The sequence below is a fragment of the Roseomonas sp. WA12 genome (genome assembly GCF_054165765.1).
Window position 1 is genome coordinate 698402 of sequence record NZ_JBSTUI010000002.1, and the last position, 14101, is coordinate 712502.

The window sequence follows — 14101 nt, forward strand, 5'->3', positions numbered from 1 at the left end:
GAGGTGACCAGGCCGGTCGGAAGAATAGCAGGACGCGAAAGCCGGTTGTGCAGCCTCGTCCTTCGGGACCTGCGCTGGGGCGCGCCGTGCGATCCGCCGGCGATGCCGGACGCCCTCCCACGCTCTGCGCGTCCGGCCTGGCGTTACGTTCTTCACGTGCTGAGGCTGCAGCGGCTGGGGGCGCGGTGGCGCAGGCTGTGCCGAGAGCAAGGAGCAGAGCAGCAAGGACTGAGAGGCTAGGCATAACACCATCCTGGCTTGCGGGCGGTAGCCACCCCGGATGCCGAAAGGATGATGCGGCCTGGTGAGCGCCGACATCGGACACGCGTGTATCGCAAGCATACGTTTGTATGGGGCCGTCTCATCCCTGGTGTGCTTCCCGTGATGATCCGCCGGCCCTGCCATTGAGGCCTCTGCTCAGATATTCACCTGCATCGCTAACAAATGTCGGACTTGATCATACCATCGTCTGAGTTGCCCTGATCCCCCCCGGCCGCGAATATGCCGCTGCGCGGGGGCTTGGGCCGGCAGTGCTACCATCCTTAGATGAGCTGAATGCGCCGCCGTGCCCGCCTCCGGGTGGGCTGGCATCCCGGCGCTCTGGCCGGCATGCCGCCCCACTGTGATAAACATACCAGCAGCCTCCGCAGGTAGGGCAGGGGGTCGCAAGGAGCGTGCTGTGGACGTTAGCTTCCTGCCATTCGGCGGTGCTCTGGGGGCCTTCCTTTTGGGCTTTCCGGCCCTCTTCTCCATCGTCAACCCGATCGGTGGAGCATTGATCTTCAGCCAGGTGTTGGCGGACCGCACGCATCGGGAGCGGTCCATGCTGGCGCGGCAGGTCGGGGCCTATTCGTTCCTCGTCCTGCTCGTCTCTTTCGGGGTCGGCGCCTATGTATTGAACTTCTTCGGAATCACGCTCGGGGCCCTGCGCGTCGCAGGTGGTCTCGTGGTGGCGAGCCGAGCCTGGAGCCTGCTGAACGCTCCCGAGGTCCATGAGGCGCGCAAGGAGGAGCAGGCCGCCCCCGCGAGCAATGCCGAGGACGCCGCCTTCTTCCCGCTGACCATGCCCTTCACCACAGGGCCCGGCACAATCTCCGTCGCGATCGCCCTTGCTTCCGCACGGCCGGCCAGCGGCTTTGGATTTGGAGCCTTCTTCGTCGGCATGGTGCTCGCGGCCGCGCTTGTCTCCCTCAGCGTTTGGATCGCCTACGCTTCGGCCGACCGGCTGATCGCGCTGATCGGCCAGACCGGCGCCCGGGTGGTGACGCGGCTGGCTGCCTTCCTGCTCCTCTGCGTCGGAGTGCAGATCCTTGGCACCGGCGTGCTGGATCTCCTCGAACCGCTGGTCAGAGGAGGGGTGGCCCGCTGAATGGCCCAGCGGTGGGCGTGGTGACTAACACTGCCCGTCCGCAGGGCGGGAGACATCTGAAAGTGCGCCGCCCGCGGCCGCCCGCGCAATTCCCTGAGTGCCGTGCGATCACGGCTCAGGATCGAAGAAGAAGTAATGCTCGGAGATCTGGCCATCGGTGATCCGTGCCACGTCGCTACCGCTGACCGTTACCACACTGCCGACCATGCCGGTCCAGCGCGTGATTGCTATGCCGTGGTGCTCAAGGCTTGGACCGACGATCTCGAACCGGAAGCCCTCGGGCATATCTTTCAGGACTCCTTGGACAACATCCGAGATCTCCTGGTGGCCCGACACGGATCTGGAGGGCTCATAGATGACTGCATCCGGCCGGTAGAGTTCTTCCATCGCAGCACGGCGCCGAGCATCATCGTGCTCGCTCCAGACTCGCCTGATGCAACCTTCAAGAAGCTCAACACCCGTCAACATCGACATGATTGTCCTCGTGCCTATTTGGTTCGACTCTGGCTCGTGACCTCGCCGCAAGCGGCGCCCAGGTGAGTGCTGCAGATGAGCGTCGACTGCGTGCTCCGGTCTGCCGGAGCACGCCGTCCGCGCAGGTAAAGGGCATCGGTCGGGCGCCCCTTACCATTCGGCGGGTCACCCCAGCCGTCGGGCTTTCAACTCGTTCAGGTACCAGATGATTACGGGCTTCGCCTTCTCGCCCTCGGCGGACTTCCATTCCCGGAAGAGTTCGGCGCTCAGACCGAGCACGGAATTCGGTACCGCACCCGCCTGAGTGATGCGTGAGATCGCCGCCTTGTGGGAGACGGGAGACTGGCCGCCCACCATGTCCTCGACGAAGGTGACCTCGAACCCGTCTTTCAACGCATCGACAACCGGGAAGGCAAGGCAGACCTCCGTAAAGAGCGCCCCGAAGATAAGCCGTTTCCGACCCAGCGCCTTCACCGGGCCGACGAAGTTGGGGTCTTCCCAGGCGTTCATCGTGCTTCGGTCGATGACAGTGACGGCGGGAAGCTCCGCGGCGATCGAGGGCTTGGTCGGGCTGTTGATGCCGAGCTCGACACCGACGGATGTCAGCACGACGGGGATGTTCAACGCCTTCGCCACGCGGATCATGTAGATGGTGTTGAGCTCGATCAGCTCCGCGGAGGTTTCCGACCGGATGGCTGCAAGCATCTCCGGCTGATAGTCGATGATGAGCAGAGCGACCTGATCGTGATTCCAGACGGCGTTCTGCGGCGAGGCCCGCTGTGTCCGCGCGGACCCGGCCGCGGACTGAGCAAGGGCTGGCGCCGCCAGCAACGCTCCCGCTGCCAGGCCCGACATCAGCCCCCGGCGATGTGTCTCGGTCGATATCATTGTCATTATCCTGTCCGGCGTCTGAGAACGTGCTGGAGATTGAGCTTCGAGCGCGTGCGATGTCGCTCTCGTGCCCAACGAAGTCCGGCTCAGGCCGGAACCGCCCCGCTGCCTTGTGGCACGGGAGTGTTGAGCAGCTGCTGCTCCCACAGACTGACCACACCGGTGGCGCCGCCATGCTCAGCAAGCGCGGCAGCGAGCGCGGCGACATGCTCCGTGCGGGCCCAGTCGCGCTGCCACTCGCCGGCGACCGCCATCCACGTCATCGGGTTTGCGCCCACCATGATCATCCGCTGGATGGCCATCTGATGCGCCTCGACGCTGACCCCACCGGACGCGTCGGTCACGATGGTGACGTCCCAGCCCTCCCCTATGGCCTGGATGGTGGGCATCGCCAGGCAGATTTCGGTCCAGAGGCCGCACATGAGCAGCTGCTTCCGCCCGGTCGCCTTGATCGCATCGACGACCCGCCCATCCTGCCAGGTGTTGATTAGGGTTCGATCGATCGGCTCCTGCTCCGGGAAAACCGAGGTGATTTGGGGGAAGATGGCACCGCCCCGTGCTGCGACGACGCTCGTGAGAATCGTCGGGATGCCGAACGCCTTCGCGACCTTCGCGAGGCCGACGGTGTTGTTGATCACCATCATCGGCTCATGGCTATTCAGATTAGCGAGCTGAAAGGGCTGGTGGTCGATGAGCACCAGGACCGAATCCTCCGGACGGAGTAGGGCGGAGAGGCCGGTTTGGTTGGGCATGGTCGCATCCTCCTCGGGCGCTTGTGGCTTTCGGAAGATGCAGGGAACAAGCTGGAATAGCTGCTATACGACGGGCATGGCGCTTCATACCTATGTATATCGCCGATGAACCAGGGCGGCCGGCCGTAATCTTGAAGCAAGATAGCGGACGCCAACAGTTTTTGGCATTTTTTGCGAAGCCGGACAGCTACGGCGCACCGAGTACGATTGCCTGCTCCGGAGCCTCTGCGCTGATCTGACCCTCACAGCGGTACTCCCGCGGACGAGCCTTCCCCGGGGTCACGGAGCTGCTCGCCGGCAAGGGCTACGACAGCAACCGCTTTTGCCAAGCGCTCATCACCCACGAGATTGCGCCGTGCATACCGTGCAGCCGCAAGGTCTCGAACCCCTACGACAAGCCGCTCTACCGCCAAGGGCACCGCATCGAGAACTGTTCAGCCGCCTGAAGGACTAGCGTTGTATCGCCATGCGCTACGACCGAAGCGCCCACACCTTCTTCGTCACCCCTCTCGCCAGCGCCATCCTCTTATGGATCAATGAGGCCTGAACCTAGCGAACGGTATCCCAAGCAAAGCTAGGCCTCCGTTTGAATTCCGTTGAGCCCCTGTTCCGACAATGTAGCCCCGATTACGCCGACTACTCAGAAGTCCAGTGAGCACTCTTCAACTCGCCATACTGGTCATTAAGGTGTCCCAAGGAGCTGGAGACGGGATCACCTCCTCGAGGAAGGTCAGAAACGCTCGGACATTCGGGCTGCTGTGTCGGCTCTCCGGCCAGAGGGCTGAAATCGTCGATCGCTTCACAGCAAAGGTGTGCAACACCGGGACAAGCTCTCCCCGCCGGACGTAGGAGGCGGCCAAATAAGTTGGAGAGATCCCGATGCCGCCGCCGGCCACGAGGACGGCTGCGACAGCCTCACTGGCGTCGGCGATGATTCCAGGCTCCGGCGTGACTTCGACGACCCTTTCTCCAATGCGAAAGGGCCAGCGCAGCGCCTGCCCGGAACTCTGATAGCGAAAGTTGACACAGTCATGCTCGACAAGTTCGTTTGGATGCCGTGGCGTGCCTCTGCGCCGGAGGTAGTCCGGCGAGGCGAAGGCAGCGACCATGTGTGGTGCGAGCGGTCGCGAGATGAGCCGAGAGTCGGCAAGTTCTCCGACGCGGATCGCAACGTCGACGCCCTCCTCTATGAGGTCCACCACTCGATCACTCAGACGCAGGTCCACTGACAGCCTAGGATAGCGCTCTCGGAAGCGCGGCAGGGCCGGGCCAAGCAGATGTGCGCCCATGGGCAGAGAAGCCGCTACCTTCAGCACACCAGCCGGGTCGGAGCGCGCCGCGACTGCCGCCTGCTCGATCTCCTCGGCCTCCCGGAGCAATCGCAGTGCTCGCTCGTAAAGGTCGCGCCCTTCCGGGGTAAGTGTCAGAGAACGCGTCGTCCGGGTGAAAAGCCTGAGCCCAAGGCGTTCCTCCAATCGCTGCACGCTCTTGCTGACGGCGGAAGGCGAGATGCCCAGAGCCCGTGCTGCGGCCGTGTAACTGCCAACCGAGGCCGAGCGGGCAAATGCCACAATGCCAGTGAGTCTGTCGAGGCTGATATGTTCCATGCCGGCACAACTGATACGACGCCAAGGCGGATTATCAAGCCAAGGGCTTGCACACCATAACATCCATGGATGGCTAGACAGCCTCCGAGCAGAGGATATCCTATGGGTCAGCCAGCCATTCCCAGTCCCTCACCCTCATCCCTGGCGGGCAACCTGCGGGACCGCACGGTGCTGATCTTCGGAGGCACGTCCGGAATCGGCCTCGCCGCCGCGCGACAGGCCCAGGCGGCAGGAGCTTCGGTCATCGTGATCGGTTTCGACCCGGCAGGTGCGGAGCGCACCGCGGTCGACCAGGGATTCAAAGGCTGGCGGGCCGCAGACGTGACAAAGCCCGAAACGATCATGAAGGCGCTGACCGATATCGCGCATGTTGATCACCTCGTCCTGCTCGCCGGCACCTTTGTGGCCGGCAAGGTGCTGGAGGTAGAGGTCGACCATCTCCGCCGTGCTTTCGAGGAACGGGTCTGGGCGGCGATCCATATCCTGCGCGCACTCGGCGACCGGCTCGCCCCGGAAGCGTCGGTGACCTTCATCTCCGGTGCTCTCGCTGATCGCCCCACCAGCCAGGGAACAGCCGTGCTCGCCGCGGCATCCGCTGCCATGGAGGCTCTCGCCCGTGGCCTTGCCCTTGAGCTGGCACCGCGCCGGGTGAACGTGCTGTCTCCGGGTACGACCGACACGCCTCTCCTAGCCCGTACACTCGGGACCAACCGGGACGGCTACGTAGCAGCTCTCAAGGAGAGGCTGCCGCTTCGCCGGCTCGGAACAGCCGAAGAGGTGGGAGCCGCCGTCGTCTTTCTCATGAGCAACGGGTTCATGAACGGCGAAACGCTGCACGTGGACGGCGGCTCCCGGCTCGTTTGACGTCGCATCGTCCAGCCCGGATTTCGGAGCTCATCCCATGCCCTCGCTGTTCGATCCCGTTCGCATTGGCGCCCTGGAGGTCCCAAACCGCATTCTGATGGCGCCTATGACCCGAGCCCGTGGAACGCGGGAACACGTGGCGACCCCGATGATGGTGCGCTACTACGCTCAACGCGCCACGGCCGGAGTGATCATCTCCGAGGCAATCGGCATCTCGCGAGAAGGCATGGGTTGGCCCTATGCTACTGGCCTTTGGACGCCCGAGCAGGTTGTCGGCTGGCGTGCAGTAACGGAGGCCGTTCACGTTGCGGGCGGCCGGATCCTGGCCCAGCTCTGGCATATGGGGCGCACCGTACATCCGAGCTTCTTGGGTGGAGCACAGCCCGTCTCTGCCTCTGGCACCACCGCGCCCGGCCACGCTCACACCTATGCTGGCAAGCAGCGCTACGAAGCTGGCCGCCCGCTGCACCGAGACGAGATCCCCCGTGTGGTCGAGGACTTCCGCGCGGCGGCGCGCAACGCGATGGCGGCCGGCTTCGACGGCGTGCAAATTCACGCGGCGAACGGCTACCTGATCGATGAATTTTTACGTGACGGTACGAACCGCCGCGACGACATCTACGGCGGCACTACGCTGAACCGCGTCAGGCTGCTGCGGGAAGTCACTCAGGGTGTCATTGATGCCGTCGGTGCGGATCGCACGGGTGTTCGGCTGTCCCCAAACGGCGAAACACAGGGTGTGCGCGACAGCGATCCCCTCTCGCTCTTCACTATGGTCCTGGAGACGCTGTCCGCCCTCGGCGTCGGGCATGTCGAATTGAGGGAGCCTCCCATCGAAGGCACATTCGGTGTCGGTGAGATGCCACCTCTCGCGTCGAAGCTGCGCCCCGCTTTCAAAGGCGTGCTGATCGCCAACTCGGACTACGACGCCGAGCGAGCGCAGCAAGCCCTGGATGAGGGGGTCTGCGATGCCATCACCTTCGGAAGACCATTCATCGCTAACCCAGATCTCCCCTCACGGATTGCGCGCGGCCTGACGCTTACCGTCGACGATGCGGCAACGTGGTTCACGCAAGGGCCGGAGGGTTACCTGGACTACCTAGCGGCTACTTGAAGCCTGCTTCGCGGCCCTGCAGCAATGGACTTACCGTCTGTTGCAGCAGAATATCTTCACGCAGCAGGACAAGATAGCGCCATGCGAATGGCCATGGATGCGCCATTGCTCCGCTCCATTCCTGCGCCGAGCCAGGTTATCCGACTGCGGAAGGGCTCCCACGTACCCCAAGTCCCGCATCCGCCGTTTCCGCACGGGTGCAAGATCTTGGGACCGCTCCCGACCTGGGATCCATCGACGACACAGAACTCCGGTTGCGGTCGGTAGCGTGCCTTCACTCATGTGAGCATCCACGGAGTCATCTGTGCCACGTCGGCACAACAGAAAAGACATTGAGGCCCATTATCTCTGATCGGGACGAGCGCTAACTTGCTGTCAGACGGCTAAGCCGTCACTCGCCAGGGCCGGTGATGACCGGCGCAGGCGCACACCTCAGCTGCCACTAAACGTCGATCTCACAAGCAATGTCACCCAGCCGCATGCACATTGCCGTCGGTTTTTTGACTTGGCGATCCTTGGCTCGGCTGCTTGCTCTAAGTTTCGGGAAGCCATCATGACCCGTTTTGAACTTAATGGACGTTCAGTCGAGATAGATGTTGCGGACGAGACGCCGCTTCTTTGGGTGCTACGCGATGATCTTGGAATGACCGGAACCAAGTTTGGCTGCGGCGTGGCTCAATGCGGTGCTTGCACAATCCATATGGACGGCGTCGCGACACGCAGTTGCGTTCTTCCCATCGGGGCAGTCGCCGGCACCAAGATCACGACGATCGAAGGCCTGGCAGCGCCGGCTTTATCGTTTAGCGGCCGCCATCCCCTCCAGCGCCTCTGGGTGGACTATCAGGTTCCGCAATGCGGATACTGCCAGTCTGGAATGATCATGGCCGCTGCGGCACTGCTTGCCGAAAATCCTGCACCAAGCGAAGACGACATCGATGCCGCCATGACGAATATCTGTCGATGTGGGACCTACCCACGCATCAAGGCGGCTATCCAGGCCGCAGTTGCGTCGGCGACCGAGGGAACTCGATAATGGCCGGCATGGCGATGAACCGCCGCAACCTGCTGCGGCTTTCGGCAGCGGCGACCTCGGCAGGAGCGCTCGTACTCGCGATTGGGCCGTCAGTAGTTCAGGCTGATGCTGCGGTTTCATTCCAGCAGAGCTATTTAAGGATCGGCACTGACAACAGTGTCGTGGTGATTTCCCCAGTCGCGGAGATCGGGCAAGGGACGTCGACGGCTCTTGCCATGGTTCTCGCAGATGCTCTCGATGCGGAATGGAAAGATATCCGCTTCGAGCTTGCGCCCTTGGCACCGCAGTTCCGGCATCCAACCTTCAAAATGCAGTTCACTGGAGCAAGTACAGGAACGAGTGGCTTTCACGACTTGTACAGGCTCGCCGGCGCGACCGCTCGCGCGATGCTGATCAGTGCAGCGGCGAGGCGTTGGAGAGTGTCTCCTGAGGGCTGCGAAACGTCCGCAGGCCGCGTGCTGTTGAAGGGCGGGCGACGGAGCAACAGCTATGGTGAGCTGGCCATTGCAGCTGCTCGCGAAGCACCCCCAGCAACCCTGTCCGAGACGTCCGGAAGGGCGCTGCAGTTCGTAGGCAGGGCGGTCCCTCGCCTCGATACTCCGAGCAAAGTTGATGGTACTGCACAATACGCTATCGACGTCCGCCTTCCCGGCATGCTGTACGCATCCGTTACTGCGTGCCCGATTTTCGGCGGAACTCTCGCGCGAGACAATCGAGCGGAGGTCCTAAGAAGCCTTGGCGTCCATTCTGTTGTCGACCTGCCCAATGCCGTCGCGGTGGTGGCGGACCGGTGGTGGACGGCACATAGCGCAATCGAGACACTCGCGCCGGAGTGGACGGCTGGCACCAACGTCGATTTATCCGACCAACTGATCAGTTCCCAATTGTGGCGGGATCTTCGTACTGAGCAAGGCGCGCTTGCGGGAAGTGCGGGCGAACCTGCTCAGGCCGTTGCTACGGCCGAGAGATTGCTGAGGCGCGAATACGAAGTTCCCTTCCTTGCTCACACCACCATGGAACCGATGAGCTGCGTGGCTCGGGTTGACGCAAACCGCTGCGAGATTTGGGTGTCTGCGCAACGGCCCGAATCCGCGCGCGAGGCAGTGGCCGAGCAGCTGGGTATGCCGCAATCCGCCATCACGATTCACCCGGTGCTTGGTGGTGGTGGGTTTGGGCGCCGGCAGGAGTTCGATGTCATCGTACAGGCGGTCGCAATCGCCAAATCTGTGCGCGGATGGCCGGTCAAGCTTCTGTGGTCCCGGGAGGAGGACGTCCAACATGATTACTATCGCCCGGCTGGAGTCTCCGAACTCACAGCCTCCATTTCCGGCGGAATAGTCACCTCTGTTCGTCACCGTCAGGCTACGCCCTCTGTATTGCCGCGCGCCTTTCCCACTGTCGCGGCAGTCGTGCCCTATGACATCACGGTTTCCGATGGCGTCTACCCAATTTATCGATTTCCCTCCCAGGACGCCCACTGGATTAGAAGCGAAACGCCCGTGCCGACGGGCATGTGGCGGTCCGTCGGTGCGTCACACACAATCTTCGCGATCGAGAGCTTCGTCGACGAGCTGGCCGAGGCAGTCGGCGAGGATGCTCTCGCCTTTCGCAGGCGGCATCTCTTGCATGATGCGCGCGCCATAGCAGCTCTGGACCGCCTTGCTGAGATTTGCGATTGGCCGAAAGCCACTGCTGAAGGGCGGGCGGTTGGCTTGGCTGTCAGCCACAAGAATGAGGACTGTTTGGTAGCACAGGCCGCAGAGGTCGTGCGCCAGGGAGACGGAATAAAGGTACGCAAAATCTGGACGGTTGCGGATGCGGGCAGGACCATCGCGCCCGATATAGCGCGATCGCAGATCGAAGGCGCTGCTATTTGGGGACTGACAGCCGCGCTGTTCGGCAAGATCACCATCGCAAACGGGCGGGTTCAAGAGACCAACTTTGACACCTACCAAATGGTCCGCCTTGCCGAGACGCCGGACTTCGAGACGGTCTTCCTCGAAAGCGGCGCCCCGATGGAAGGGATCGGTGAGGGTGGTGCGCCAGGGGTCGCGCCCGCCGTTTGCAATGCGCTTTACCGGCTCACGGGCAGGCGGATACGGCACCTGCCCGTCATGCCCCATCTCGTCTGAACTTTCTCCGTTAGTCGTGATGACCCGAGATCTACACGACGGAAAGAGGAGCATAGAACTTGTCCAGAATCTCGCTGCGGGTTGTTCTCGCGCTACAGGCCTCTCTCGCCGGTACGGTTCCTGCGCTGGCTCAGGACGCGGACGCTGGAGGCCGATTGTTCCGGCAACGCTGCCAGAGTTGCCACACGATTGAGCCTGGCCAACGCTCCCCGTTGGGGCCGAACCTCGCGGACGTAGTCAACCGACCTGCCGGCTCGCTTGAATACAATTATTCAACGGCGATGAAGAACTCCGGGCTAACCTGGAGTGCTGACACGCTCGACCGCTTCCTGGCTGCACCAAGTCGGTTGGTTCCAGGGACTCGGATGAACGTCGCACTGATCGACACAAAGCAGCGCTCGGACGTCATCGCGTATTTAAGCAGATGATCCCCATTCAGTGGTGTCCGCCTTCCTCATGTTCGGCGAAAGCAATCGAACGCCAGCATCGATGCGAGTGGGACAGCGAGCAGGTTAGCACCGGTCGAAGACGCCGGATGAGAGAGACTAAGCATGAAGCGAAATCTCGATGTTGTTTCGATCCTTGTTGGAGCCATGATGATGATCCCGCCTGCCTCGGCCGCCCCTGATGTTGCCAACGACCCTCAACTTGATCCGCAGGTTCGCTCCTTTCTCGTAGAGCTCAACAAGAGCGCCAGCCCCATCTGGGAGCTTCCGCAGCCCCAGCCGCAGAAGGCCATTACAAACCTACAGAACCAGACACCTGTCGACATGTCCGGCGTGTCCATTTCCGAACGCACGATCGCCCAAGATGGGCAATCCGTAAAGCTCTACATCATGACGCCCGAACAAACGACCGGCATGCCTGGTGTACTGTTCTTCGTGCACGGCGGCGTCTGGATCGTCGGCAATTTCCAGAACCACCAGCGGCTGCTGCGCGACCTAGTCGTGCAGTCCGGCCAAGTCGGCGTCTTCGTGGAATACACACCTCTCCCTGCTGCCCGATTTCCAACGCAGCTGGAGGAGAGCTACGCCGCTCTCAAATGGGTCTCCCAGCACGCGGGTGAGATCGGCGCCGATGGCAGCCGGATCGCCGTCGCCGGCAACTCTGTAGGCGGCAACATGACCGCGGCTCTGACCCTGATGACCGTAGATCGCAATGGCCCGCAAATTCGTTATCAAGTTCTCCTCAATCCGGCTACGGATGCGAGTGTCGACAGCGTTTCCTACCAAGCCTTTGGCACCGACCGCTTCTTAACCCGCGACTTCATGAGGTATGGCTGGGACCGGTACGCACCCGATGAGGCGAGCCGCAGCAACCGTTTTGTCTCGCCGCTGCGGGCGACAACGCAGCAGCTCACCGGTCTGCCGCCTGCCATGGTGATAACCGCGGAGAATGATCCGTTGCGCGATGAAGGGGAGGCTTACGCGCGGAAGTTGAAGGAGGCGGGGGTGGAGGTCGTTGCGACGCGCTTCAACGGTACCATCCATGACTTCATGCTGTTGAACGGACTGCGGCACGTACCCTCCACCGAGGCAGCGCTTCGGCAAGCAAGCGAGGGCATTTGCGGGCATCTCGCACGTTAAGCACAGAATTTATTGAATCATCTTAGGGCGGTGCTGCTGACGTGGATGGCACACGTGAAAGCGTGCAGGGTTCGATCATCGCCCTTGCGGGGCGGCGCCAGGTCATGGGGCTGAGTGGCGGCTGGCAGGCGCGTGCTTCCGGGGAATTCAGCTGATCTGCCTTCTCCGCACTAATGGGCATGTCGCTCCTGCTGTCCAACCGCGCGACGCCTCGGCGCATTGTTCACGGGAGCCGATGAATGACCCGTGTGTGCACTCGGTGGCGCACCGCGGTTGGCGGGTGTGAAGGTAGCCCGATCTTGTTGTGCAGCATGGCTGCCGTGCGACATCCCTTCCATCCCATGGATCATTGATGCCGGCACAGTGACGGCATCCGTATCCCCTGGGTAGGTCTCGAGGATACGCCGCATAAGCCCAATTTCCTGCGTCTGATCAGTGATGATGTCTACATTGAAAAGGCGGAGGAAGCTGTTCCGGGCGTCAGGACCGGCTTGGTAGTCTAAGGCCATCGTCAGGGCGGCCTGGTGGTGAGTGATCATCCCCTTTGCGAACTGCACATCCCGAACAGCCATCGGACCTCGTGCTACGAGCGGACCTGGAACGGGGAACCGCGTGAATCGGAGAGGCAAAGCCATGCCTTCGGTGCCGGCGGGCTGCACGGCCATTGCGCCGAAGCCTAGGTCGAGTATCTGCGCCGGCTGGGCGAGCTTGCGTGCTACTTCATCAAGCAGCGCGATCTCGAAACGCTGGTTGTGGATTATGGCCTGAGCCAGCATGCGCAGGATGGGGCTACGGGCCTCTGGGTCGGCAAGGTACTCCTCTGACATGGTGAGGGCGCCGGCATGATGGGGGCGCATACCCGTGACATAGTCCAGATCGGCCTTGCGCGCGGCGGCGAGACGGCCTTCCGGAACAAGCGTATAGCTTGGTGAGGTGACGGGCTTGATGCCCTCGTCGGCGCCTTCTCCGACCATCGCGAGCACGGGATGAGAAAAGATCAGGAGCGCGGCTGCACCGGCCAGCACGGCGCTGCGGATTCCATGTCGGGGCATCGCTTCATTCTCTTCGTAGCTTCGAACTACGCAGGACGTGGGGCTTACCATTGTGGGAAGGTCAAGAGCGTCTCGGCATCGACCGCTGAGTTCTACGAGGCAATGCAATGGTGCCCGGCTGTAAAGTGGCGATAGCCGAGCGGATGCCTTGTGAGACCAGGCTGTACTGCGTCCCCGAGCGCAAATAGTAGCCCGCCAAGTCATACAAAAGGGCGCCCCTGAGGGGGCGGCCGAGTTAAGGGAGGAAACGCCAGTCAAACGGCAGAAGGGAAAGCCCCCTCAGCCTAGGCTGGCCTCCAGTTTAGGTGAACCCTGGGACGGTACTCGCGACAGGCCCACAGCCCGGGTTCACCGCGTATGAAATACCCAGCAATCCTGACGGCGACGCCGGCACCACACAGCGCGCAGAAGTGCTCGAAGCAGGGCGTCGTGCGCGTTACGCTGCGCTACGCCGCTTATCCGGCGGGGAGTGCCATAGACACTTCCCCGCCGGTGTCAGCCTTGGATTAGGCCGAGCGACGCGTGCGGCGCAGACCGGCGAGGCCGAGCAGGCCGGCGCCGAGCAGAGCCATCGACGCCGGCTCCGGAACCGCCACGCCCGCATTGGTCGTGAAGGAGAAGAGCGTGGACGAAGCAACGCCGGCACGGCTGTTGGTGGACAGGCTGTAGGTGCCAATCGCGGAACCTTCGGCCGTCGTGAACCGTGCGGTGCCGGAGACGGTGACGCTGGTGGCGTTGGCAGGGACCAGGTTGTTCAGGCTGACATCGCTCGAGAGGATCGTCAGCGACAGGAACGGGCTGCTGAAGATGATCAGCGGCGAGCCCGCGGGCACGGTCACGGCAGTCTGCCCAGCGAGGCGCGCCGGGCCCGAGAACTGAAGGTCATTGATGACCGCAGTGGTGCCCTCGTAGGCGGCGAAGGAGCCCTCACCGCTCTCGATGTTGAGCGACCCGGCATTGCCGAAGCCGTTGCCGGCCAGGTTGCTGCCAGCATTGCCGAAGTCGAGGCGCGTGGCGTCGGCAACGCGCACACCCGTGTTGCTGTTGTTGAGGTACTGACCGTCGCCGGTGGCGCTGAAGACGCCGACGATCGGGGCTGCGAAGGCGGCGCTCGCCATCGCGACGGACATCACCGAACCGAGAAGAAGGTTCTTAAGCATGAATTTCTCTATCTCCTGGCGCCGCCAAATGGCTTCGCTTTCTGTAGGAGCAGCAATTGCTGTGCCA

The 14101-nt window shown here is 62.6% G+C and carries 13 protein-coding genes; 7 read left to right on the forward strand and 6 right to left on the reverse strand.

Features of this window, described 5'->3' with window-relative positions; translation table 11 throughout:
* The first annotated feature begins 679 nt into the window (after nucleotides 1-679).
* A complete protein-coding gene (locus tag ACVBD7_RS25755) occupies nucleotides 680-1369 on the forward strand; it encodes a MarC family protein (RefSeq protein WP_458098325.1) in 690 nt (229 codons plus the stop codon).
* A gap of 108 nt (nucleotides 1370-1477) precedes the next feature.
* Here ACVBD7_RS25755 and ACVBD7_RS25760 read toward each other — a convergent pair whose 3' ends face one another.
* The 4 genes from ACVBD7_RS25760 to ACVBD7_RS25775 form a co-directional block, all read right to left on the reverse strand.
* Nucleotides 1478-1843, reverse strand: coding sequence for a nuclear transport factor 2 family protein (locus ACVBD7_RS25760; protein ID WP_458098326.1), 366 nt, complete (start codon nucleotides 1841-1843; stop codon nucleotides 1478-1480).
* A 165-nt stretch (nucleotides 1844-2008) separates the two neighbouring features.
* Complete coding sequence (locus tag ACVBD7_RS25765; protein ID WP_458098327.1) at nucleotides 2009-2737, reverse strand: isochorismatase family protein; 729 nt, start codon at nucleotides 2735-2737, stop codon at nucleotides 2009-2011.
* 83 nt (nucleotides 2738-2820) lie between these two features.
* Nucleotides 2821-3486 (reverse strand): hydrolase, encoded by a 666-nt coding sequence (locus tag ACVBD7_RS25770; RefSeq protein ID WP_458098328.1) that lies wholly within the window; start codon nucleotides 3484-3486, stop codon nucleotides 2821-2823.
* Between the two features lie 662 nt (nucleotides 3487-4148).
* Nucleotides 4149-5093, reverse strand: a complete 945-nt coding sequence (locus ACVBD7_RS25775) for a LysR substrate-binding domain-containing protein (RefSeq protein WP_458098329.1) — start codon at nucleotides 5091-5093, stop codon at nucleotides 4149-4151.
* Nucleotides 5094-5195: 102 nt separating this feature from the next.
* Between ACVBD7_RS25775 and ACVBD7_RS25780 the strand changes: the two genes are divergently transcribed.
* The 6 genes from ACVBD7_RS25780 (at nucleotide 5196) to ACVBD7_RS25805 (ending at nucleotide 11822) form a co-directional block, all read left to right on the forward strand.
* The gene (locus ACVBD7_RS25780) at nucleotides 5196-5957 is read left to right on the forward strand and encodes an SDR family oxidoreductase (RefSeq protein ID WP_458098330.1); all 762 of its coding nucleotides are present in this window, start codon (nucleotides 5196-5198) and stop codon (nucleotides 5955-5957) included.
* A gap of 37 nt (nucleotides 5958-5994) precedes the next feature.
* Complete coding sequence (locus ACVBD7_RS25785) at nucleotides 5995-7071, forward strand: alkene reductase (RefSeq protein ID WP_458098331.1); 1077 nt, start codon at nucleotides 5995-5997, stop codon at nucleotides 7069-7071.
* Between the two features lie 553 nt (nucleotides 7072-7624).
* Nucleotides 7625-8104 carry a (2Fe-2S)-binding protein gene (locus ACVBD7_RS25790; RefSeq protein ID WP_458098332.1) on the forward strand — a complete coding sequence of 160 codons (480 nt, stop codon included), beginning with the start codon at nucleotides 7625-7627 and terminating at the stop codon, nucleotides 8102-8104.
* Nucleotides 8105-8112: 8 nt separating this feature from the next.
* A complete protein-coding gene (locus ACVBD7_RS25795; RefSeq protein ID WP_458098333.1) occupies nucleotides 8113-10236 on the forward strand; it encodes a molybdopterin cofactor-binding domain-containing protein in 2124 nt (707 codons plus the stop codon).
* Between the two features lie 59 nt (nucleotides 10237-10295).
* Nucleotides 10296-10664, forward strand: coding sequence for a c-type cytochrome (locus ACVBD7_RS25800; RefSeq protein WP_458098334.1), 369 nt, complete (start codon nucleotides 10296-10298; stop codon nucleotides 10662-10664).
* Between the two features lie 165 nt (nucleotides 10665-10829).
* On the forward strand, nucleotides 10830-11822 hold the full coding sequence (locus ACVBD7_RS25805; RefSeq protein ID WP_458098394.1) for an alpha/beta hydrolase: 993 nt from the start codon (nucleotides 10830-10832) through the stop codon (nucleotides 11820-11822).
* 170 nt (nucleotides 11823-11992) lie between these two features.
* Here the strand turns inward: ACVBD7_RS25805 and ACVBD7_RS25810 are convergent, their stop codons facing one another.
* Both ACVBD7_RS25810 and ACVBD7_RS25815 read right to left on the reverse strand, forming a co-directional pair.
* A complete protein-coding gene (locus ACVBD7_RS25810; protein ID WP_458098335.1) occupies nucleotides 11993-12874 on the reverse strand; it encodes a DUF305 domain-containing protein in 882 nt (293 codons plus the stop codon).
* A gap of 506 nt (nucleotides 12875-13380) precedes the next feature.
* Nucleotides 13381-14034, reverse strand: a complete 654-nt coding sequence (locus ACVBD7_RS25815) for a PEP-CTERM sorting domain-containing protein (protein ID WP_458098336.1) — start codon at nucleotides 14032-14034, stop codon at nucleotides 13381-13383.
* Between the last annotated feature and the right edge of the window lie 67 nt (nucleotides 14035-14101).

Excerpts from the sequence above, each read along its gene's own strand:
- ACVBD7_RS25760 (WP_458098326.1), bottom strand. The coding sequence starts at position 1,843 with ATGTCGATGTTGACGGGTGTTGAGCTTCTTGAAGGTTGCATCAGGCGA.
- ACVBD7_RS25765 (WP_458098327.1), bottom strand. The coding sequence starts at position 2,737 with ATGACAATGATATCGACCGAGACACATCGCCGGGGGCTGATGTCGGGC.
- ACVBD7_RS25770 (WP_458098328.1), bottom strand. The coding sequence starts at position 3,486 with ATGCCCAACCAAACCGGCCTCTCCGCCCTACTCCGTCCGGAGGATTCG.
- ACVBD7_RS25775 (WP_458098329.1), bottom strand. The coding sequence starts at position 5,093 with ATGGAACATATCAGCCTCGACAGACTCACTGGCATTGTGGCATTTGCC.
- ACVBD7_RS25780 (WP_458098330.1), top strand. The coding sequence starts at position 5,196 with ATGGGTCAGCCAGCCATTCCCAGTCCCTCACCCTCATCCCTGGCGGGC.
- ACVBD7_RS25785 (WP_458098331.1), top strand. The coding sequence starts at position 5,995 with ATGCCCTCGCTGTTCGATCCCGTTCGCATTGGCGCCCTGGAGGTCCCA.
- ACVBD7_RS25790 (WP_458098332.1), top strand. The coding sequence starts at position 7,625 with ATGACCCGTTTTGAACTTAATGGACGTTCAGTCGAGATAGATGTTGCG.
- ACVBD7_RS25795 (WP_458098333.1), top strand. The coding sequence starts at position 8,113 with ATGGCGATGAACCGCCGCAACCTGCTGCGGCTTTCGGCAGCGGCGACC.
- ACVBD7_RS25805 (WP_458098394.1), top strand. The coding sequence starts at position 10,830 with ATGATGATGATCCCGCCTGCCTCGGCCGCCCCTGATGTTGCCAACGAC.
- ACVBD7_RS25810 (WP_458098335.1), bottom strand. The coding sequence starts at position 12,874 with ATGCCCCGACATGGAATCCGCAGCGCCGTGCTGGCCGGTGCAGCCGCG.
- ACVBD7_RS25815 (WP_458098336.1), bottom strand. The coding sequence starts at position 14,034 with ATGCTTAAGAACCTTCTTCTCGGTTCGGTGATGTCCGTCGCGATGGCG.